Origin of the sequence: Pseudoalteromonas holothuriae (assembly GCF_945859825.1) — a bacterium.
GTDB lineage: Bacteria > Pseudomonadota > Gammaproteobacteria > Enterobacterales > Alteromonadaceae > Pseudoalteromonas > Pseudoalteromonas holothuriae.
Genome location: NZ_CAMAPC010000012.1, coordinates 78,630 through 100,749, shown reverse-complemented (window position 1 = coordinate 100,749; position 22,120 = coordinate 78,630). Strand labels below are relative to the sequence as shown.

Here is a 22,120-nt window from a genome sequence, read left to right as displayed (position 1 = left end):
GCTGTCTCCATCATTCTACAGCGAATTAAAACTCACACCAAACTCAAAAGAGCGGCCATAAGTTTCATATTGATAGTTGTAATCACGTGTACCATGAAACAAGTAGTACGCTTCATCGGTTAGATTTATTGCATTAAAATACAATTGATACTGCTCTGTCATATGGTACTTAGCACTAATATCTAGCTGCATGTGGGCATCTTGATAAACACGACGATCATTGTCTACAAACTGAAAGTTTTTGCTTTTATAACTTACGCTCAAACGGGTGCTGAATACGTTATTTTCATAGCCCAACATCACATTACCAACCGTATCTGACTGATTTTGAAGCTTATCATCGGCATCAATGAATGTACTATTGGCACTAAACATAATCCCATTGGTAAAGTTTTTACTATACGCAAGCTCTACCCCGCTTAAGCTTGCCGAACCACCATTGCGTGCTTGCATCACTTCCTTATACCCAGCCCACTGATTTTGAGCCTGCACTTGCTCTATCGCGATAAAATTAGCAATATCTTTGTAAAATAAGCCTGCTGAGATAATACCAATACCTGATGGGTAGTACTCAATTGAAAAGTCAAGGTTATCTGATTCATACGGGTTTAACTGTGGATTACCAACTTCCGCTTTACGTTCAATCTCTACCACACCGTCATCTAATGTAGTTTCAGTCTCAATCAGTGCAAAAGCAGCTGAATCAGAGAATTTTGGCCGCGCAATAGTATTTGTATAAGCAAAGCGAGTAACTAAATTGTCGCGGTGGTCATATCGCAAAGTAAGGTTAGGTAACAAATGATTGTAATCTTTGTTGGCTTGCCAAGTGTTTATTTCTGTGTGCAGTGAATCAGTCACTTCATTTTTTATTAACTCAACTTTATTACCTTGAGTATTAAATTCAGTTGCTTCGAAGCGCACACCAGTAATTACCTGCCATTGTCCAATATCAAGTGTTAGCATGGCATAAGCTGAGCTGATTTGTTCCTCAGAGCGATAACTCCGCCCTTGGCTTTCAATATCACTTTCTAGCTGGTTTAAATCAAATCCACTGCGATTTTGTAATACATAGCTTTTCAACGCGTTTTGACTAAGTCCTGGACCAAACTTACCCAAACTATAATCAGGCTCTACTGCTGCAAATTGCACAGCGGTTATATCGTCAAATCCCCCATCGAAAACCAATGCATTAACATCGTTATACTTTTCGCGCTTATTATATTTTGCGCCAAACTTAAGTTGACCATTGTAATTAGCAAGCACTAAGTCTTTGCTGATGTCTAGTCTAAAGCTTTTCGATTCATCATCGCTAAAGTTATTTTCGTAAACCACTTCATCTAGCGAAAAGTTATTCAATTCATATGCATTATTACTAGCACTGAGTATGGGTTCTTCACCTAAGCTTGCATAACCAAGCCATAAATCATCCGCCTCAAAACTCGTATCGAGACGATTAGGTTCTTTTTCTTCAGACTTCGAGTAGCCAAGACTATATTCAATTAGCCAGTCTTTAAATTGCTGCTCAGATCCTGCAACAATAGACAAAACCTGCTGCTCCTCAAACCTATCTTTGGTATCCCTATCCATTGCTGCAGAGGAAAATGCCGCAGAGTTTGACGAATACATACCTGCAGCTAAGTCTCCTTTATCAAACTTATATTCATTTCTGAGGCGAAATTCATCATCAGAAAACTCGCTATAAAGTGCACGCAGGTAATAACTGTTAGCGTTATCGTCGCGTAAATCAAAATTGATGGCACCACCGAGTCGTTCACGAGTGATTGTATAGTGACGCTGCTCAACTTCCTCAGCAGAGAGCATAGTTACTTCTTCGCCACTGGTGTCTTCTAAGGTCATACTCTGCCAACCACCATCGGTTTCCATGTTATGAGAACCAAACTTTCGCTCAGACCAAGAAATCGCTGAGGCAATCCCTAAGTCGTAATCTTGAGTTAGTTCAAAAATATCACTAAAACTTGCCGACAATTTGGGACTATTTTTTTCTACTTGTTCGTTATAGGTTGCCTGTATATTTGCACTATAACTGCGTCCATCTCGGTCAAACGCACTGAGGCTTTTCACTTCAATACTGCCACCGATTGCAGAAGCATCCATGTCTGGTGTAACTGTTTTGCTTACCTCTAAGCTTTGGATCAGTTCGCTAGGTATCACATCCATTGCAACACTTCGAACGCCTTCTTCTGGTGAAGGAACATTAGCACCGTTAATGGTGACATTATTGAGGTTTGGGTCAATACCTCGAATACCAACAAAACGCCCTTCGCCTTGGTCACGCTGAATAAACATGCCAGGTAAACGTTGTAGTGCTTCCGCAGCATTTTGATCCGGTAACTGACCAATAGAGTCGCTGCTTACAATCGACTTTATTCCTAAGGCATTTTTTTGACGATTAAGTGCGCCAGCTTGGCCGGCTCGATGGCCAATAACAATCACATCTTCAAGCATTAAATCATCTTGCGATTGCAACACGATATCTGCCTTGACGATGCCAGTATTAGTGACAACCACTTTTTGCTCTGTTGCTTGTGCACCAATATAGTCAACCACTAATGTATAAGTGCCTGATGGCAAATTAGATAATTTAAACGACCCATCTCTTGCACTTACGGTACTTCTACGTAATTCTTTAACGGTAATTTTTGCACCTTGAAAATAAACATCATGCGCTTGGCTTGCTACTGTGCCTTCAATAGTATTAGCTAAACTTGATGAGGCGAATAATGCACAGGCAAGGCTCAGTGCTATTTTGGATTTTGAAAAATTTGACGGGTTCATTGTTACTCTCTAATTACAAGGTGATAAGCGCGAACTATCATTCGCTTTGTTGGCACCGCACAGTAGAGAATAGATATGTATAAAATATGTCACTACATTAGCAATTAACCTAAATTACACCAATAAAAACTAAAAGAGCGCTGTTTTGAGCCATTTTAACCCCCTTTATTAAGCGGTTATTTTATTTATTTGGTGCATTAGTGCATAAAGTCGACATGATTGTCATATTTTTACACTGTTGCATGAGCTATTCTAACCCTGTCGTCTAAAACAGCTTTTAAGTAATACTGTTGCCTCTATCTAGCTATGAAGCCATTAATTATATGCAATCAAACTTTTTAAAATTACATACCCAGCTATGGGGTATTTTATTGCTGTGTATCTTATTAACCACTTTTGCTGTTGCAGCATTGGCCCCCCTTAAGCCTATCGATCAAATCAAATGGCTCGATTGTTTAGGCGAAGGAGGCATCGCATTTATGACATTACTATGGTTAGTGGCAACGCTGCTTTCTAGGCCTAAAGGTAAGGTCACACAGCTTTTATTTAGTGGTTTAACAGCAATGCATATATCGATGTTGCTCGATTTTCTTGATGAATTTTATAACTTTGATCACGCCCCTTCGTGGCTCGGTGGATTAGAAGCTTTTCCTGCATTAATTGGTATGGTTTTAATGAGTATTGCGATGTATTTTTGGTATCAAGAACAGCAAATAATTAACTTTATGCTAAATAAAAAAGAGCGTTTTTATCGAGAGCATGGGTTAACAGACTTTATTAGCGGGCTGTATCGCGCGGACTATATGAAACAGCAAATAGACAAAGAGCTACTCACCCTAAAACACCACAACATCCAATTTTCTCTAGCATTAATTGATATTAAAAATTTTTCAAAATTTAATACCAAGTATGGCACGACCAAAGCAAACAGTTTACTGGCAGATATTGGACAGATTATTTTATTGAACTTACGTGATGGTGACTTGGCGTGTCGATACGCAAGTGATCGATTTATTATATTAATGCCTAACACCAATTTGCCCTCGGCCAACCAAGTTATCGCGCAGGTATCAAGTATGGTCTCACAACACACACCTTATTCTAAAGGCCATACAATTACAGGTTGTAGTAATGTGCATTGGTTATGTGTTCAAGCGCAAATAAATGAACAACAAGATAGTTTATTATCGCGCCTAAACAGCCAACTAAATGAACAAAAGTCGACACTCTGATGAGTCGTTTTTTTGAAATAAATGACTCGGTTTTTACTGCTCATTCACTTATTTTACCTATTGTTGAAATGGCATCGCAACGCGGTATCGCACCTGATAAAATATTAAAAGGCTCAAAACTATTTTACACAGACTTAAACAGTCATTATAAAAAAATAAGTTTTGCACAACTTCACACGGTTATATTCAATACGACCAAACTACTAAGCGCAGAAGGGATCAGTTTCTTGTTAAGTGAAAGATTATTTCACAGCATGCCAAGCAACGCTCTGCAAGCGCTATTGCATGCAGCTCATTTGCAGCAAATGTTTAGAGTGAGCCAACTACGTCAGTTTGAGCTATTTCCTTACATGTTTGCTACCAGCTATCGCAGCCCAAATCAGGTGCATTTTGTGATCAACTTTGCTATTTCGGAGCCAGTTTTAGAAGTACGATGCTTTTTTTATGAATTGCTTGCTGGGTTAATCGAATGCTTACTCAAGTGGCGTTTTAATACTCAACCAAAAACCGCTGTAAAACAGCACAAACTCCATATAAGATTTCCTATGGAACAACCTGCCTACATAGAACAGTTTCACAGCCATTTGAACAGCGACTATTGCTTTTCACAACCCGCATTTATGATATCGCTGGAATCTATAATGTTACGGCAAAAGCATGCGGATTCATTACCTGCAATGACCCGGTTTTATCTTAAACAGCCGATACTTTCGCAGCCAATGATAGGGTTTAAACAACACATAAGCCAACTCATTACGCAAATGCCCAAAGCCACCAGCGAGCAAATCGCTCAGCAGTTAAACATCAGTAGCGCAACTTTAAAACGTAAGCTTAAACAACACAATACGACATTGAAAACACTCAAAGATGAATTACAAAAACAGCAATCATTGATATATATTACTGAACGGGGTTATTCAAACGAACAAGTGGCCACCGCACTGGCATTTAACGATATCACTAATTTTCGTCGTGCATTTAAGCGTTGGACAGGTAAAACCCCCAGTGAGCTTAGAGCCTGTATCAGCAAATCAATCACTCATTATTAAAGCTCTGCTTGTATTCTTCATAGCAATGAAACTCATGCCATAATCTGTTTATAACTCAATACGCTCGCCTTCATTTAAGATAATCAACGGGGTCTTACTGTGAATTTGCGGGTACTGACCTAGTAATCTAAACAACGGAGCATGGCTACTTTTATCCCCCATTTTCCAAGACGCATTACCATATCCCCATGGGATCATCACTTTACAATTTAGTTCTTGCGCAGCATAAAGAGCGTCTTCAGGTGTCATATGTACTTTTCGATACCACCGTCCCGCTGTTTTATGAAAGTACGAAGCTATTGGCATTAAACAGACATCAAAACCGTCAAATCGTTTTGCTATTTCAGCAATATGCTCTGAGTACCCCGTATCTCCGGCATAAAACAAGCGTTTGTTATTTGATTCAATCACCCACCCACCCCACAAGCTGGCGTCATTATCTTCTGTTATATATGGCACAATGATCCGGCTACTAAAATGATGCGCTGGCACAAAGTGCAGTGTTGATCCATTTATCTTCGCTGATGAGAACCAAGGCATTTGTGTAATTTGATAGCCATCATCAGGGAAGTATTCAGCAAAGCCAAGCGGAGTGAAAAAATGCACTTTATTACCAAGCGACTTTATTGTTTGCGTACTAAAATGATCGTAATGAATATGAGAGTAAACCACGCCATCAACCCCCGACTCTAGGTCACTTGGCCACGGCACTTCATTTCGATAAAAGCCGCCGGTTAATTTGAACCCCAAGTCTATTGGCCAATCAAATTGATGCTTTACTGGGTCTATCAAAATTGTTTCACCACTTGGTGTTTGAATTGAAAATGTCGCATGTCCTAACCATTGCAACCGATATCCAGATTTACGCTCTAAAATAGGATTATTACCAATGTATTGGCACTGCTCCATACCCTGTTCACACTCAATAAGTGGTGTTTTTGGATAGCAATCTTTTATACAACTTACGGGATACTGCTTAGGCATTTTATAAAAGTTATCAAACCGATGCTGATAACCTGGATTACTATTATATACCGTTACCTGATCTGCAGATGTTACTGTTTTAACATGATTGGGAGTTGTACAAGCACTTAAAAAGATACTTGCCAAAAGAATCTGATATTTCATTTTTTCTAAACCTGATAAAATTTAACTTTCTCACATATGTCCGCATAGCGTTGCTTTGTTAAATTGGCTTAGCCAGTGCTTTTAAAACAAGCTGGGCAGTCAAACTGCCCATATGTAACCCGCTGGCATTAATCCTTTTTATACAGTGCTTCAATTGTTTTTGACGCCAAGCTGTTCGCATTAATCATATACCCTACGAGCGCTGAAGACGGTGCATCAGGTAAAGGCAGTTTAGCGACACCTAATGCATGAATTGTAAACTGATAGCGATGTACACCATGACCTTTTGGTGGACAGGCTCCCCCAAAACTGGTATTCCCATAGTCATTTTTAATTTGTTTCGCCCCCTCTGGCAAGCCTGTATTTTTTGCAGTGCCGACACCTGAACCTAATGACTCTACTGTACTTGGAATATCAACAACCTGCCAGTGCCACCAACCACTGCCTGTTGGAGCATCAGGGTCATAAGCTGTAATGGCAAAGCTCTTTGTTTGTTTAGGTGCATCCTGCCATCGTAAATGTGGTGAAAGGTTATCACCATCGCAGCCGAACCCCTTAAACTCCTGCTGCTTGCTCATAAACTGGCCATCTTTAATGTCATGGCTAGATAACTCAAATGCATGAACACTCATTGTAAGTGCAAGGGTTAATAATAGAGCGGCATTAATTCTGTTTTTCATGGAATTTCCTTTTTATTTATTGGCTAATTATTTGTTGATTTAAAGCATAACGACCATTCATTACTAACGTTACCCATAATCAACCAACTATTAGCCCTAATCTTTCATTTTGGTTCGCAATAGCGCTGATGGTGTCAATCCAAAGTGCTTTTTAAATTTTTCGGTAAATTTAGACTGCGAATCAAAGCCACAAAGTGATGCAACATGCCCTATCGTATATTGTTTAGTCTGTAGAAGATGAAGACCTTGTGCCATTCTGGTTCGGTCTTTTATTATTTGAATACTCGTGCCTTCAAACTTAAGTTTTCTGCGCAATGAGGATTCACTCATCGCCAAAGTACGACACAGCTGTGAGACACTCATATGTAGCTGTGGACTTTGCTGAAATAGCTCATGCACTTTATGGCCCAAAGAAGTATGTGGCTTTATTGATAACACATCATTAAAACCCAGCTCCTTTAAAAACCATAAAACCTCACGCTTTCTCATTGTAAATATGTCATTTGATGCCCATAACGAGCTTTGTATAAACTGAGTCAAGCAAGACTCGAAACGAGCACACACCTGACCACTAAAGTGTGAAACCTCTTTGGTTACGCTCTGATACCCTGTAAAAACATCAAAATCAGATGGTTCGAACTCTATTAATAACGCATGATACGCGTCATTATCAGGTATATTTCGCATATCTATATTTAAGCTGTTAGCAAGAAAAATAAATTGTTGTTGGCAATACATCTGTTGAGTGTGACCCAAGGCCTTGCTACCTTGTAAAATAATGATCAGTAATGGCTTGGTAATTGGAACGTCTAACAACTTTTGTTCAAAATATGAATGATAAACACTAAACGGTTGAGGCCTGTCCGCGCTCTTTATTTGCTCAAGCAACGCTTGCAATGTTTGCAATGTTTGCAATGTTTGCATCACGATAACCTCCTACCTCAGTATTAATATAACAGTTGTTGCTTAATCTCTAATATGACCGGGATAACTGACAACACCAACAACAATGCCATAGTATTGTTAAACACGCTTCGGTATTTATTGTTAGACAAAGCGCGTTTAAGCAATGAACCAAAAAACAGCCATAGTCCAACACAAGGAAAAGATACCAATAAAAATATCGCTGCAATCACTATATTTTGCTCTATATTACTTGCGCCTACCGTTGTAAATGCAGCCACCGCACCCGAAGCAACTACCCATGCTTTTGCATTTACCCATTGATACAGTGCGCCATTGAAAAACGACAAAGGCAATGGTTTTATGTCAGCTGAAATGGGAAGTGATGAACGACTGATCACCCAAGCCAAATATAACAAATAACTAACGCCGATTATTTTTATGATTAGATGAAGGTTTGGGTAAAGTATAAAGACTTGCATAAAGCCAAAGCTCACTACCAGCAACATGATGGCAAAACCGATGCAGATACCACAAAGAAGGGGAATACTCTTTTTAACACCAAAATTAACACCTGAGGTCATAATAAGTACGTTATTGGGCCCTGGCGTAACTGATGCAGATACAGCAAAAAGAAAAACAGCAAGTATATATTCCATGTAATACGCCTTCCCTTATTAACTTGTTATAGATGGGTAATTTAAACAACAAATTAGCCTTTACATAGTTTTTGATGATTGATACTTGCTGATCTTTCATCAACAGGCAAGATGCGAGGAATATGAACAATAATACTTTGCGAAGCAATGTAAACAATCCAATTTATCTCACGTGCTAATGGGAATATTCCCTTGCCGTTATTTCCAAATAGCCAAAACTGGCCAATGATTGCATCTGCAATACTCGCCAAAACTAAACCTAAAGAAATAACCCATATACATATTGGCGCTTTATTAAAGCCATAAGCTAATAGTAATAAAACCCCACACAGTGCCGGCAACGAGATGACTAAGCTGTAAAAAAAAGCCATACTAATAATGTATACACCACTGCCTAAAATAACCATATTAGTGTAACTTAACGTTGCTAACAGCAGTGAACCGATTACACATACTAATAATACTTTTGGTTGGTAAAATTGCAATAAGATTTGCATTAAAGCCACAACAATAAGTAAGTACCCTGGGCCAAAAAACCATATAGAGTCAATTAAGTAATCATGCTTTATAACATCTCCTTTGCCGTAATACTCGCCACCTAAATTAAAGTTAACGATATCGCCTAGCACACAAAAAACCAAAGCAATGAAACACAAAACTGCTAATCTAAATTGTGTTTTACTGGTCCGTAAATAGTGCGCAATGAGAAAGCTGTTGACTACCAACAAGCATAAAGTTAACAGCTCAAAACCAAAAATATAATAGCGAGACTGACTATTCGATACTGACCAATAACCCAGCATACCACCTATTGCGTCTATTACTGCACACATAAACGCAATCAACGAAATAATAATATGCTTGCTCAAAATCAACTTTCCTTAGACTTTTAGTTATAACTGATAGCGAAATAAATTACCGATAATTACTTTATATCTGCATAAAGTGATTATATAGAAACATTACTAAAACTGCTTAAACCCTATATCATTGTACCCGAAGAGTACATAGATAGAGTTTAGGTTCATCTTTGTTAGATCTTATGTGCTGGCACACTATTTAGTCGTTTATTTATTATTTGGGGAGGCACAATACAGCCAACCAAAAAACTTATTAAATGGATAAAACAATATACTAAAGACAATAAAGCTGATTGATATAGAAACAACATCAAGCGAGCCAATAAAGAAACTATAATTTACTTCAAAGCCATCCAAAGAAGATGTAGCAAAGCCACTCGCAAATGCTGCGGACATTAAACCAGCAAAGTTTGACCCACCTTCTTTAACTTTAGATTCAGACATAAATACCTCCGTGTAAATTTAAAAGTGCTAACGAGCCTGTATAATTTCCCATTTTTAAAAATTGTTCTAAATTAAACCTCAAAACACAATTCTATGGGTTATAAAATAAAACTGAAAACTTTTTTAGAAGCACTCAAGCAATTATATAAGGATTACCGTGAATGCTTGTAGCTCATTAGCAATTGTGGGGATCCCTCAGAACTTGACCCCTTTATATCTTTCATATATGACCTGTTTAGCTATACCATAGCCTTAAACTAAAGCTTAAGAAAACGACTCAAATATTAGATTGTGAAAAGTACCAGTGATTTTGGTCTGATAAGTTTTAAATGAATGACGGCATCTACTTTCATAAGATGCCGATTATCGAACATATCAATTAACTTTGATTATGGCTCCATTCCACATCGCCAAACTCGAACAACCTTATTCTCATATCGACAATTTGTCTCTACAACACGTTCGTGTGTTTCGGTAATTAACTGATCGCGAGTATTTGCAATGGTGCCAGTATAATCATACCAGCCGATGGTTCTAAATCCATCTGGTTTGGTATACCAATAAGTGCCACTCTCATGCATATATTTTGAACTTGGACATGCGCTACTTTCACTCACCTGAGTATAAAAGCTTGTGTATCTAATAGGAGATAATGGAATATCTGGAGTGTTCCATAAATGCCCAAGATAAATATGACCATAATAATCGCAGTCACGGTGTGTAGTAGTGTATGTTTCCGTTTCTCTATCACACACTTTGACTCGTTGTGTTTCATACGACCAGTGGCCACCGCCTCCTGGGCAATGTGGCAGCGCGTTTACACTTACACTACCTAGTACAATCATAGAAGCGAGAGAGGTTAGTATTATTGTTTTCATATATTTCCTTCATATTTTATAGTTGTTTGCAACTTCATAGGTTCAACCCTTTTAGCTGCTCGTTAGTAAAAATATTCTTTATTTAAGTTAGCTTATCCGTATTACGATAACGTTTGGAAATGCATATGGGCTTACTGAAATACTCAAACTTGTATCTGTAGCATATTTTTTTATCTGTTTATCATCGAGCTGCTCTAACATACTTGTTTTATAGTTCGGTGTATTAATAAATAAAAACGTCATTGTATTCCTGTATTAAAGTCGATGAATTATTAAGAGGCTGCAGGTTAAATTTCTGTAGTTGTTGCCAATAATCGAAGTCTTTTTGAGCTTTATCAAAGAGCAAAGCGTCACTTTTAGTATGCTTATCTTTACTTAGAACGAAGCGGTTAGCCAACTGAATAACCGCTGGTTTGACAGAGTAATTTGCGAACTGTATTTCAACATCTTCTCTCGTGTATTGCAAAGCTAGCTCTTTATGCAGGTCTAAAGTGGACGGTATTAAGTCGTTGTTATTATTTAGTAATGCTTTAGATGGCGTCGTGAGTGAAACTTGTTTATGCTGTTCAAGTTGCAGATTCATATTATTATTTTGTTTCTTAAGTTCAAATAGTGCTTGTGTAAGCACCTGCACCTTTGCGCTATTATCGGAAGTAGTGGCATTAGGTTTGTTATTTTTCAGTAACAGCAAACTTAAAATACTACCTACGACTGCTCCTACAGCAAACGTAAGGGTATATTTTTGGAACACCCTTATCTCAACTCTAATAAATTATGCATTGAATTTATCTAAACTTACAAACTATTGACATTTAATTGTTTAGTAAGTAAACAGTGTTGAGATATATAATCATTTTAATAAGCAAAATGCTAGCACTTTGTGGTTTTTTTGATGTATTTTTGTTAGTAATTTACCGTACTTCATTATCGCTATCCATGACTTGTTGTTAAGGACGCAAAATTGCGAAAAGACAGTAATAAATTAACTATAAATTAACTAGACAGCCATTATTAAATTATCAAACAATGGACACGCAAATCCAGTACCTTTGATATTTCTATGCCAAAAGTACATCTTTACTACTATTTTTAGTTTTATCCGAGGGCTTAGGAGGTAATTGCAAAAAGTTAGGTGCGGTTTTACCTACTTTGTCAGCATAGTTTTAGCTGCCTACCTTTTGGCCAGATAGATAAAAGATAGACAACGAACACAAAAAAAGCCGCGGCCTTACGGCACTGCGGCTTTACAACCAGAATTATTATTGTTTTTTATAAAGCGGCTTCAAGCTCTGGTAACACCTCAAATAAATCAGCGACTAAACCATAATCTGCCACTTGAAAGATAGGTGCATCAGGGTCTTTGTTAATGGCTACAATCACTTTAGAGTCTTTCATACCCGCTAGGTGCTGAATAGCACCACTAATACCCACAGCTATATATAAATCAGGTGCAACGATTTTACCCGTTTGCCCTACCTGCATATCGTTTGGCACAAAGCCCGCATCTACAGCGGCACGAGATGCACCAATTGCAGCGCCCAACTTATCTGCTATGCCATTAAGTAACGCAAAATTTTCACCATTTTGCATACCACGACCACCTGATATAACCACTGGTGCGGCATTTAACTCAGGCCGTTCTGACTCTGTTTGCTCAATGCCAACAAATTCACTTAAGGTATTACTTATGTTCATTGATAGAGGTTCTATGTTACATGCCCCCTGCTCGCCTTGTGTATCAAAAGCACTGGCACGCACAGTAATAATTTTTTGTGCCTCGTTCGATTTTACCGTCGCAATGGCGTTACCTGCATAAATTGGCCGCTTAAACGTATCTGCATCAACAACACTGATAATCTCTGAAATTTGCGACTTATCAAGTAATGCACTTACTCGTGGTAAGGTGTTTTTACCCGTCGTTGAAGCACTGGCTAAAATATGTGTATAACTGGGTGCAAGTTCAACAATAAGACCTGCTGTGTTTTCAGCCAATTGATGCTCAAAAGCGGTGTTATCTGCAACGCGTACATTATTTACACCTGCAATTTGTGCTGCACTGTTTGCAACATCAGCAACGTTAGTACCTGCAACTAAAACATCAATATCACCACCAATAGCAACAGCCGCATTAACTACTTTTGCTGTTTCAGGCTTTAGTTGACCATTTTCATGTTCTGCAATAACTAATACACTCATGAGATCACCTTCGCTTCAGTCTTTAGTTTTGTTACTAGTTGTTCAACACTCTCTACAATCATACCTGCTTCTCGTTTAGCGGGTTCTTCAACTTGTAGTAGCTCAACCCGTGGGGCAAGGTCAACACCTAGGCTATCTGCCGCCATAACATCAAGTGGCTTACGTTTGGCCTTCATAATGTTAGGGAGTGAAGCGTAACGTGGTTCATTTAAACGTAAATCTGTGGTTACAATGGCTGGCAACGATAAAGAAACCGTTTGCAACCCGCCATCAACCTCACGAGTTACTTGCGCCTTATTGCCTTCAAGCACGACTTTAGAAGCAAACGTGCCTTGGCTGCGACCCGTTAATGCAGCAAGCATTTGACCTGTTTGATTATTATCAGAATCAATTGATTGTTTACCAAGAATAACCAGCTCTGGTTGCTCTTGTTCAACCAGTTTGGCAAGTAGCTTTGCTACATGTAATGACTCAAGCTTAATGTCAGTTTCGATGTGAATCGCCTTGTCAGCACCTAATGCCAAAGCGGTACGAAGCTGCTCTTGACATGCTTTATCACCGATTGAGACGGCAATAACTTCATTAGCCGTACCTGCTTCTTTTAAGCGAATAGCCTCTTCTACTGCAATTTCACAAAATGGGTTCATCGCCATTTTAACATTGGTTAAATCAACATCGCTGTTGTCTGGCTTAACTCTTGCCTTGACGTTGTAGTCAATCACTCGTTTGATTGGCACAAGTACTTTCATGGTTGCTCCATCATCTGGTTATTCTTACAGCTGACGCATACGTCAACATAATTATTTTATGGAATCAGACTACTTCCTGTTGACGTAAACGTCAACCTAAAATAACCTTACTTTAACGTAATAAAAACTAAAGCCTCTTTTTAGTTAATACACCGTCAAATATAGTGAGGTTAAAATGGTTGAACGTGAAACCATGGAATTCGATGTTGTGGTTGTCGGCGCAGGCCCTGCAGGTTTGTCATGCGCAATTCGATTGGCACAACAGGCACAGCAACAAGAAAAAGAACTGATGATCTGTGTCGTAGAAAAAGGCTCAGAAGTGGGCGCGCATATTTTGTCAGGTGCGGTTTTTGAGACCAAAGCACTAGATGAGCTGCTACCTAACTGGAAAGAAAAAGGGGCACCAATCAGTACACAAGTTACGCAAGATGATACTTATTTGTTTAAAGATAAAGATAGCGCCATAAATATTCCCCATCTCGCAGTACCAAAAACGTTTAAAAATCGCGGTAACTATATTGTCTCTATGGGTAATGTTTGTCGCTGGCTTGCTGAGCAAGCAGAACAGTTGGGCGTTGAAATATTTCCTGGATTTAGCGCGCATTCCTTAATTGTTGAAGACGATGAAGTTAAAGGTATTATCACAGGTGATATGGGTGTTGATAAAGACGGGCAACCAAAAGACAGTTATATGCCGGGTATGGAGCTGCGTGCTAAATACACGGTATTTGCTGAGGGGTGTCGTGGTCACTTAGGAAAGCAATTAATCAGCCAATTTGCACTTGATAAAAATGCAACACCGCAACACTACGGGATTGGCTTTAAAGAGATTTGGCAAATTGACCCAGCCAAACATAAAGAAGGTACTGTAGTACATGGTACAGGTTGGCCACTTGATAACAACACCCATGGCGGTGCATTTATGTATCATGCTGAAAATAATCAGGTTGTAGTAGGTCTAATTATTGACCTCAATTACAGCAATACCTATTTAAGCCCTTTCGATGAATTTCAACGCATGAAACACCATCCTGTATTCGCCAAAGTATTAGAAGGTGGAGAACGTATTTCTTATGGGGCCCGCGCGATTGCCAAAGGGGGATTAAATTCTCTGCCAAAAATGCATTTTGCAGGTGGTTTGTTAGTCGGCTGTGACGCTGGCACCTTAAACTTTGCCAAAATTAAAGGCAATCATACTGCTATGAAATCTGGCATGTTAGCGGCTGATTGCATTTTAGAAGCATTAAATACTGAGCAACCACAGGCTGATTTAGAAAACTTTGCTGATAAGTTTAAATCTAGCTGGTTATATGATGAACTTTATCAATCTCGTAATTTTGGCCCTGTTTTACATAAATTTGGTAGAATTTTAGGCGGCGCTTATAACACGCTCGATCAAAATATTTTCTCTGGTGCTTTGCCGTTTACCTTTAAAGACGAGCAACCTGATCATAGTGTGTTAAAGCCAGCGTCTGAATGCGAGCAAATAAGCTACCCTAAACCTGATGGCAAATTAAGCTTTGATAAACTGTCTTCAGTATTTTTATCAAATACAAATCACGAAGAATCTCAACCGTGCCATTTACAACTAGCTGATACCAGTATTCCAATCACCGTTAATTTTGCAAAATTTGCTGAGCCTGCACAGCGTTATTGTCCAGCGGGTGTTTACGAAATAAACGAGAACGAACAAGGTGAAAAGCTATTTGTGATCAACGCGCAAAACTGTGTGCATTGTAAAACCTGCGACATCAAAGATCCTAGCCAAAACATCACTTGGGTCACGCCTGAAGGCGCTGGGGGTCCAAATTACCCAAATATGTAGTTAAATTAATTCAATTGTATCAAACCCAAATTGCGAAGGGCTTTACAGCCCTTTTTTGTACTTTGCCAACCCTACCAGCAAAAATCTAAATATTGCATATACTTAATCAAAATGATGCAACCTTGAGTAATACACTATGAGCGGAAATTCCGAAGTCGTTTTTAGATTTTTAGCAGAGCCTACTGATGTGAACTTTGGTGGTAAAGTACACGGCGGTATTGTTATGAAGTGGATAGATCAAGCAGGATATGCCTGTGCAGCAGGTTGGAGCGGCAGTTATTGTGTTACCGTATCCGTTGCTGGTGTGCGCTTTAAACGCCCTATTCTCGTTGGTCAAATTGTTGAGGTAACAGCACAAATTGCCCATACGGGTAAAACTAGCATGCAAATATTTATTCGCGTACGCTGTGGTGATCCACAAAAACAATCATTAGTTGAAAGTAACCATTGTATCATTAGCTTTATCGCAATGGATAAAGCTGGTTATTCTGTGCCTGTTCCGCACTTTGAAGCAACAACGCCAGAACAAAAAAAACTTGAAGTATATGCAATTAAAATGAAAGAAATAGCCATTGAAACTGAGTCACTGTTACATCGCACCATTGATGAATAAAAGCATTAGCTTTTAGCATGACCACAGGGTTCAATGGTATGAGAGCATAGATAAACCAGTACATACGCGCTACAATCTCGGCCGCCTATATTTTCAAACATAACGAAAGAGACACAGTGCAAAGCTATCAAATTCAGCCTATTGGACATATTCAATCACCTTATAAACAAAAATTTGCTATTCCGCGCCAACCTAGATTGGTGCCACAAGCGCAAGCAAAGTTGATATTTTGTGACGACTTTAACCGTGAAGAGTTTGTGCGTGGTATTGATGAGTTTAGTCATTTATGGCTCTTGTTCCGTTTTCACGAAACGGCAGACAAAGGCTACTCAGCACTGGTACGTCCACCACGTTTAGGTGGTAATGAGCGCAAAGGTGTATTTGCAACTCGAGCAACCTTTCGCCCAAATGGCATAGGCATGAGTGCAGTTAAGCTCGAAGGTGTAGAATACAAAAATGGTCAATTGGCACTCCTGCTCTCGGGTATTGATTTGCTAGATGGTACGCCTATCGTTGATATCAAGCCCTATTTGCCCTACTCGGATGCAATGACAGACGCCAGCGCAGGATTTGCCGACACACGCCCAGAAACACATATGACTGTCAGCTTTAGTGAACAGGCAGAGCAATTTATAGCCAAGCAAACCCAGTATCCTCAGCTACGAGCGTTTATCGCCAATGTGCTTAAACAAGACCCTCGCCCAGCCTATAAAAAACAAAAACAACAAACCCAGTTTTATGGCATGAGCCTATACAATTTCAACATTCGCTGGCAAGTAGACGGTGAGCACAATCAAGTGATTGAGATAACCCAAGAATAAACACTTTGTGTAGCGACGTGGCGCTGATAAACTACGCGCTATTATTACCAAAAACAATTACATTACGAGCGGAACCATCATGCGTACCAGTCAATATATTTTGGCAACTTTAAAAGAAACGCCATCAGATGCTGAAATTATCAGCCACCAGTTAATGCTACGTGCGGGTATGATCCGCAAACTTGCTTCGGGTTTATACACTTGGCTGCCATCAGGCTTAAAAGTACTACGCAAAGTAGAGCAAGTTGTACGTGAAGAAATGGATAAAGCTGGCGCCATTGAAATGTTAATGCCAGTGATCCAGCCTGCTGATCTGTGGCAAGAGTCTGGTCGCTGGGAGCAGTTTGGTCCAGAACTGTTACGTATCAACGACAGACATAACCGTCCATTTGCACTAGGTCCTACACACGAAGAGGTGATCACTGACTTTGTGCGTAAAGAGATCAACAGCTACAAGCAACTACCTATTACTTTATATCAAGTGCAAACTAAAGTTCGTGACGAAGTGCGTCCTCGTTTTGGTGTTATGCGTGCTCGCGAATTTACCATGAAAGATGCTTACTCTTTTCACTTAACAGAGGAATGTTTGGCGCAAACATATCAGCGTATGCATCAAGCATACTGTAATATATTTGAACGCTTAGGTCTTGACTACCGTCCTGTTATCGCTGATACCGGGTCAATTGGTGGAAGCGTTTCGCATGAATTTCATGTTTTGGCTGAATCTGGCGAAGATGCTATCGCGTTTAGCTCAGAAAGTGACTATGCGGCAAATATCGAAAAAGCCGAAGCACTAGCCCCTACTGAAGCCCGCCCAGAGGCAAGTAAAGAACTAAACACGTTTGCCACACCTGAAGCAAAAACAATTGCTGATTTAAAAGCAAAGCATGGTGTAAAGCCACACCGTGGCGTTAAAACTTTAATTGTTTATGGTACACCTGATGAAAATGAACAACGCGGATTAGTTGCACTGGTTGTGCGTGGCGATCATGAACTAAATGAGCTAAAAGCAGAAAAACATACATTAGTTGATTCACCGCTTGAAATGGCCAAAGAAGAAGATATTTTTGCTGCTATTGGCGCACACCCGGGCTCACTTGGCCCTGTTGGGCTTAACATGCCAATTATTGTTGACCGAAGCGCTGCTGTGATGGCTGACTTTGTGGCAGGTGCGAACAACAATGGCGAGCACCATAGTGGTATCAACTGGGATAGAGACGTCACTGACTACCAAGTATTCGATTTACGTAATGTTGTTGAAGGCGACCCAAGCCCATGTGGTAACGGTATACTGCAAATTAAACGCGGTGTTGAAGTGGGCCATATATTCCAACTTGGTACGAAGTACTCAGAAGCTATGAACGCGGGTGTGTTAGGCGAAAATGGTAAAAACCAAGTCATGACTATGGGCTGTTATGGTATTGGTGTATCACGTATCGTTGCCGCAGCTATTGAACAAAATAATGATGACTACGGTATTAAATGGACCAAAGCATTAGCACCATTTGAGCTTGCAATTGTACCTATGAACATGCATAAATCACATCGTATTCCTGATATCGCAGAACGCTTATACAGTGAGTTTAAACAAGCAGGTCTAGAAGTGTTATTCGACGACCGTAAAGAGCGCCCGGGCGTTATGTTCAACGATATGGAACTACTCGGTGTACCTTACACATTAGTAATTGGTGAGCGCAACTTGGATAACAATCAAGTTGAGCTTAAAAACCGTCGTACAGGCGAAAAACTCATGCTAGATATCAACGAAGCTGTTGCCGCAATTACAGCACAAATTCGTAGTTAGCGAGTATATTTAGTTTAAAATGCATTTTTAAAAGCAGCAGCTCCATGCTGCTTTTTTGTTATACTACCAACGCGCTCAATAAAGGGCATTTAGAATTAACTCACATATGCTCATCAATAGTAATACGATATAGCTCATTCAAGATCATCAATACTGCCAAATACATCTGATTTTTATCTCATTCTATCGTGTATAGAGTGACTTCGGTATTCAAGTAACTAATTATAAGCGTTAATAAAAACTCAGGTTAAATACATATCGGAGAACAAATATGTCTTTTTGGCTTAAACGCACATTGCATTGCTCTTTACTGGCTTTTTCGGCACTACCTTTATTCACTCAAGCAAGCACGGGGTTGCAAGCAAGTGACATTTTTGAATTGGAATACGCAAGTGATCCGCAAATATCGCCAAATGGTAAAAAAATCATCTATGTGCGAAATAGCAATGATGTTATGAATGATTCAAAAAGGCAAAACTTGTGGCTCGTTGATACACAGTCGGGTGAACAAACTCCGCTTTTTTCAGACCAAAATAGTTATTATCAACCGCGTTGGTCTGCTGATGGCCGTAAAATTGCTTTTGTAAGTAATGTATCAGGCTCGACTCAAGTTCACGTGCATTACTTAGACCAAAACCGAACAGCCTTACTAACTCAGCTCAATACGGGGATCAGTAACCTGACTTGGTCACCAGACAGCAAATGGCTCGCTTTTAGTCAAAAAGTATCACAAAAACCAGCTGTCATTGCTAATATGCCTAGTAAGCCAAACGGGGCTAAATGGTCTGAACCTGCGATTGTAATTGATAGCGCTTACTACCAAGCTGATGGACAAGGTTTAGTTAAGCCCGGTTACCGACACATTTTTGTACTACCGAGTGAAGGCGGAACCCCGCGCCAACTCACTTCAGGTAATTACCATCACAGCGGCAAGTTGGCTTGGCGCCCAGATTCAAGAGGAATCGTATTTTCGGCAAATCGAATTGCTGATTGGGAGTATAAAGCGCTTGAAGGTGATCTCTTTGAAGTAGATTTTGCACGTAACATAAAACAGCTTACCTCATTTGCAGGTAAAGAGCACTCGCCAAGTTTTTCTGAAAATGGCAAACAATTGGCCTATTTAAGCGCATCAGGAGAGCTTAACCCTTATCGTAATCACAAACTAAATATTATGAACTGGCAAAGTAAAACCACGAATATGATCGCAAAAGACTTTGACCGCTCAATTCAAAACCCAGTTTGGGTAAGTAGCTCAAAGCTGGCTATCTCCTATGATGATCATGGTAAACGAAAGCTAGCAACGATCACGACAAAGGGTAAAATCAATGATTTATCTGACAGTTTATCAGGCACCACGTTAGGGCGTCCTTATTTGAGTGGTCACTTCAGCGCCAATTATGATGGTGAAATCACATTTACCAAAGGAAATAGCCAACGTCCTGCGGATGTCGCCTTAACTAGTATAAAAGGTAAAGTCTCACAGCTTACCAGCTTAAATGAAGATCTACTGGCGCATAAATCACTGGGTAAAGTTCATGAACTAACCTATAACTCCTCTTTTGATGGTGAGCAAATTCAAGGTTGGTATATCACCCCTCCCAATTTTGATCCTAAAAAGAAATATCCTTTGTTGCTCGAAATACATGGTGGTCCACACTTAGCCTATGGCCCACATTTCTCCGCTGAATTACAACGTTATGCTGCTCAGGGCTATGTGGTGTTTTATGATAATCATCGTGGCAGTAGCTCTTATGGTGAACGTTTTGCTATGTTATTGAAATATAAATACAGCTCAAAAGAAGATTTCGCGGATCATAATTCAGGGGTGGATGCGATGTTAAAAACTGGGTTCATTGATGAAAAAAACCTATTTATTGCCGGTGGTTCGGCAGGCGGCATTGCTACTGCCTATGCAATTGGCTTAACTGATCGCTTTAATGCGGCAGTGGTTGTAAAGCCAGTAATCAACTGGTTAAGCAAGGTACTTACTGCTGATAGCGGTTTAATACAGATCCCCACTCAATTTCCTGGGATGCCTTGGGATCATGTTGATCATTACTGGCAGCGCTCACCATTGTCTTTGGTTGGCAACGTTACGACACCTACCATGCTCATGACTGGTGAAGAAGATTTGCGAACCCCTATGGCCGAAACGGAGCAATTTTATCAAGCACTGAAACACCGTAAAATAGACTCAGTATTGGTCAAGATCCCCGGTGCACCGCATGGCATTGCAGGGCGACCTTCTCGAATGATCAGTAAAATAGAACACACGCTAGCATGGTTTGAAAAATATAAAAAATAACAACATACTGTTTAAGTTTCGTATTAAGTCGTATCATGCGGCTTAATACGCATTTATTTAATACAATTGATATTATATCCGCAGTGCACAATATCTAATTTACTTCTTTATCAGCAAACATTAATAAATGTATTTGTTGCTCAGATCAAACCACACTCTAGAAGTTCTATGACTTTGAAAACAATACCTACTTGTCAAGTTCTCCTGCAAATAACAACTTTCGTTAACTTGTCGCATTACTGTCATTGCTTGTTCACGTTAGCGCATTAATTTAAATATTATTACGCTTGAGGCCACGGACAATGACTACAACGTACTACCCCAGCATCTGGATTTCAGATGTACATTTAGGCTATAAGGATTGTAAAGCCGATTACTTGTTAGACTTTTTAAATAGCACTCGTTGTGATGTGCTCTATTTAGTGGGTGACATTGTTGACTTGTGGTCAATGAAACGACAATTTTATTGGCAAGCGTCACATTACAAAGTACTTGAATGCATTCAAGCAAAAGCAGAGTCTGGTACTCGGGTTGTTTACATTCCTGGGAATCATGATGAAACTTTCCGAAGCTATGTTGGCAAAAGCTTATTTAACATTGAAGTACATAGAACTTTTATTCATACCACCTCATTGGGTAAAAAGTTTTTGCTCTTACATGGTGATGATTTTGACTCTGCAACTCGCTATAACAAACTTATTAGTATTGCCGGTGACACCGCTTATGACTTTTTATTATTTTTAAACCGCTGGACTAATCGAGTACGCCGACTGTATGGCGGTCACTACTGGTCGTTAGCCTCGTGGCTTAAAAACCGTGTTCACAAGGCACGTGAAGCGATCAGCGCGTTTGAATCTGCTGCAATTCATGAAGCGAAAAAACAAGGTGTAGATGGCATTATTTGTGGCCATATTCATCAACCAGCAATTAAAGTCCAAGATGGCATTGTTTATTGTAATGACGGTGATTGGATTGAAAACTGTACTGCATTGGTTGAAGGGCAAAATGGCCGCATTGAGTTACTGCATTGGTCTGATATTCAGCATGTTGTGAATGTGGTTGAGCTAGATAAAGTCAAAGCCCATGATGCAAAAGCTGCATAATACCAATTTTATTAAGCCATTTACCTGTCGCAATACTGGGTCATTTATTTAATGTAATTAGTATAAATCCAACAC

At 39.5% G+C, this 22,120-nt stretch carries 19 protein-coding genes; 8 read left to right on the top strand and 11 right to left on the bottom strand.

The window, feature by feature from the left end:
* Positions 1-15: 15 nt before the first annotated feature.
* Positions 16-2,796, bottom strand: coding sequence for a TonB-dependent receptor (locus tag OCI93_RS14655; protein WP_261626716.1), 2,781 nt, complete (start codon positions 2,794-2,796; stop codon positions 16-18).
* Between the two features lie 323 nt (positions 2,797-3,119).
* On the opposite strand from OCI93_RS14655, the gene OCI93_RS14650 reads away from it, so the two are divergent.
* Together OCI93_RS14650 and OCI93_RS14645 are read left to right on the top strand one after the other, a co-directional pair.
* On the top strand, positions 3,120-4,028 hold the full coding sequence (locus OCI93_RS14650) for a GGDEF domain-containing protein (RefSeq protein ID WP_261593812.1): 909 nt from the start codon (positions 3,120-3,122) through the stop codon (positions 4,026-4,028).
* Positions 4,028-5,077 carry a helix-turn-helix domain-containing protein gene (locus OCI93_RS14645; protein ID WP_261626715.1) on the top strand — a complete coding sequence of 350 codons (1,050 nt, stop codon included), beginning with the start codon at positions 4,028-4,030 and terminating at the stop codon, positions 5,075-5,077. Before OCI93_RS14650 ends, OCI93_RS14645 begins: the two co-directional genes overlap by 1 nt.
* A gap of 48 nt (positions 5,078-5,125) precedes the next feature.
* Here OCI93_RS14645 and OCI93_RS14640 read toward each other — a convergent pair whose 3' ends face one another.
* From OCI93_RS14640 to OCI93_RS14595, 10 genes are all read right to left on the bottom strand, one after another.
* Positions 5,126-6,205 carry an MBL fold metallo-hydrolase gene (locus OCI93_RS14640; RefSeq protein WP_261593810.1) on the bottom strand — a complete coding sequence of 360 codons (1,080 nt, stop codon included), beginning with the start codon at positions 6,203-6,205 and terminating at the stop codon, positions 5,126-5,128.
* Positions 6,206-6,333: 128 nt separating this feature from the next.
* Entirely contained in the window at positions 6,334-6,885 is a 552-nt protein-coding gene (locus tag OCI93_RS14635) for a YbhB/YbcL family Raf kinase inhibitor-like protein (protein ID WP_261626714.1), read from the bottom strand.
* A gap of 96 nt (positions 6,886-6,981) precedes the next feature.
* Positions 6,982-7,809, bottom strand: coding sequence for a helix-turn-helix transcriptional regulator (locus OCI93_RS14630; RefSeq protein ID WP_261626734.1), 828 nt, complete (start codon positions 7,807-7,809; stop codon positions 6,982-6,984).
* A 23-nt stretch (positions 7,810-7,832) separates the two neighbouring features.
* Positions 7,833-8,447, bottom strand: coding sequence for a LysE family translocator (locus OCI93_RS14625; protein ID WP_261593808.1), 615 nt, complete (start codon positions 8,445-8,447; stop codon positions 7,833-7,835).
* Positions 8,448-8,500: 53 nt separating this feature from the next.
* A complete protein-coding gene (locus OCI93_RS14620) occupies positions 8,501-9,316 on the bottom strand; it encodes a hypothetical protein (protein ID WP_261626713.1) in 816 nt (271 codons plus the stop codon).
* 198 nt (positions 9,317-9,514) lie between these two features.
* Complete coding sequence (locus tag OCI93_RS14615) at positions 9,515-9,751, bottom strand: hypothetical protein (RefSeq protein WP_261593805.1); 237 nt, start codon at positions 9,749-9,751, stop codon at positions 9,515-9,517.
* 389 nt (positions 9,752-10,140) lie between these two features.
* Positions 10,141-10,629, bottom strand: a complete 489-nt coding sequence (locus tag OCI93_RS14610; protein ID WP_261626712.1) for a hypothetical protein — start codon at positions 10,627-10,629, stop codon at positions 10,141-10,143.
* Positions 10,630-10,852: 223 nt separating this feature from the next.
* Positions 10,853-11,380, bottom strand: coding sequence for a hypothetical protein (locus OCI93_RS14605; RefSeq protein ID WP_261626711.1), 528 nt, complete (start codon positions 11,378-11,380; stop codon positions 10,853-10,855).
* A gap of 518 nt (positions 11,381-11,898) precedes the next feature.
* Positions 11,899-12,825 carry an electron transfer flavoprotein subunit alpha/FixB family protein gene (locus tag OCI93_RS14600; RefSeq protein ID WP_261593800.1) on the bottom strand — a complete coding sequence of 309 codons (927 nt, stop codon included), beginning with the start codon at positions 12,823-12,825 and terminating at the stop codon, positions 11,899-11,901.
* Positions 12,822-13,574, bottom strand: coding sequence for an electron transfer flavoprotein subunit beta/FixA family protein (locus OCI93_RS14595; RefSeq protein WP_261626710.1), 753 nt, complete (start codon positions 13,572-13,574; stop codon positions 12,822-12,824). The genes OCI93_RS14600 and OCI93_RS14595 overlap by 4 nt, the downstream gene beginning before the upstream one ends.
* A 175-nt stretch (positions 13,575-13,749) precedes the next feature.
* Between OCI93_RS14595 and OCI93_RS14590 the strand changes: the two genes are divergently transcribed.
* From OCI93_RS14590 to OCI93_RS14565, 6 genes are all read left to right on the top strand, one after another.
* The gene (locus OCI93_RS14590; protein WP_261626709.1) at positions 13,750-15,399 is read left to right on the top strand and encodes an electron transfer flavoprotein-ubiquinone oxidoreductase; all 1,650 of its coding nucleotides are present in this window, start codon (positions 13,750-13,752) and stop codon (positions 15,397-15,399) included.
* A 136-nt stretch (positions 15,400-15,535) separates the two neighbouring features.
* Positions 15,536-16,012, top strand: a complete 477-nt coding sequence (locus tag OCI93_RS14585; protein WP_261593796.1) for an acyl-CoA thioesterase — start codon at positions 15,536-15,538, stop codon at positions 16,010-16,012.
* 116 nt (positions 16,013-16,128) lie between these two features.
* Positions 16,129-16,833, top strand: a complete 705-nt coding sequence (tsaA, locus tag OCI93_RS14580; protein WP_261593794.1) for a tRNA (N6-threonylcarbamoyladenosine(37)-N6)-methyltransferase TrmO — start codon at positions 16,129-16,131, stop codon at positions 16,831-16,833.
* Positions 16,834-16,912: 79 nt separating this feature from the next.
* Positions 16,913-18,637, top strand: a complete 1,725-nt coding sequence (locus OCI93_RS14575; protein ID WP_261626708.1) for a proline--tRNA ligase — start codon at positions 16,913-16,915, stop codon at positions 18,635-18,637.
* Between the two features lie 271 nt (positions 18,638-18,908).
* Complete coding sequence (locus OCI93_RS14570; RefSeq protein WP_261626707.1) at positions 18,909-20,942, top strand: S9 family peptidase; 2,034 nt, start codon at positions 18,909-18,911, stop codon at positions 20,940-20,942.
* A 302-nt stretch (positions 20,943-21,244) separates the two neighbouring features.
* Positions 21,245-22,045, top strand: a complete 801-nt coding sequence (locus OCI93_RS14565) for a UDP-2,3-diacylglucosamine diphosphatase (RefSeq protein WP_261593791.1) — start codon at positions 21,245-21,247, stop codon at positions 22,043-22,045.
* The last annotated feature ends 75 nt before the right edge of the window (positions 22,046-22,120 follow it).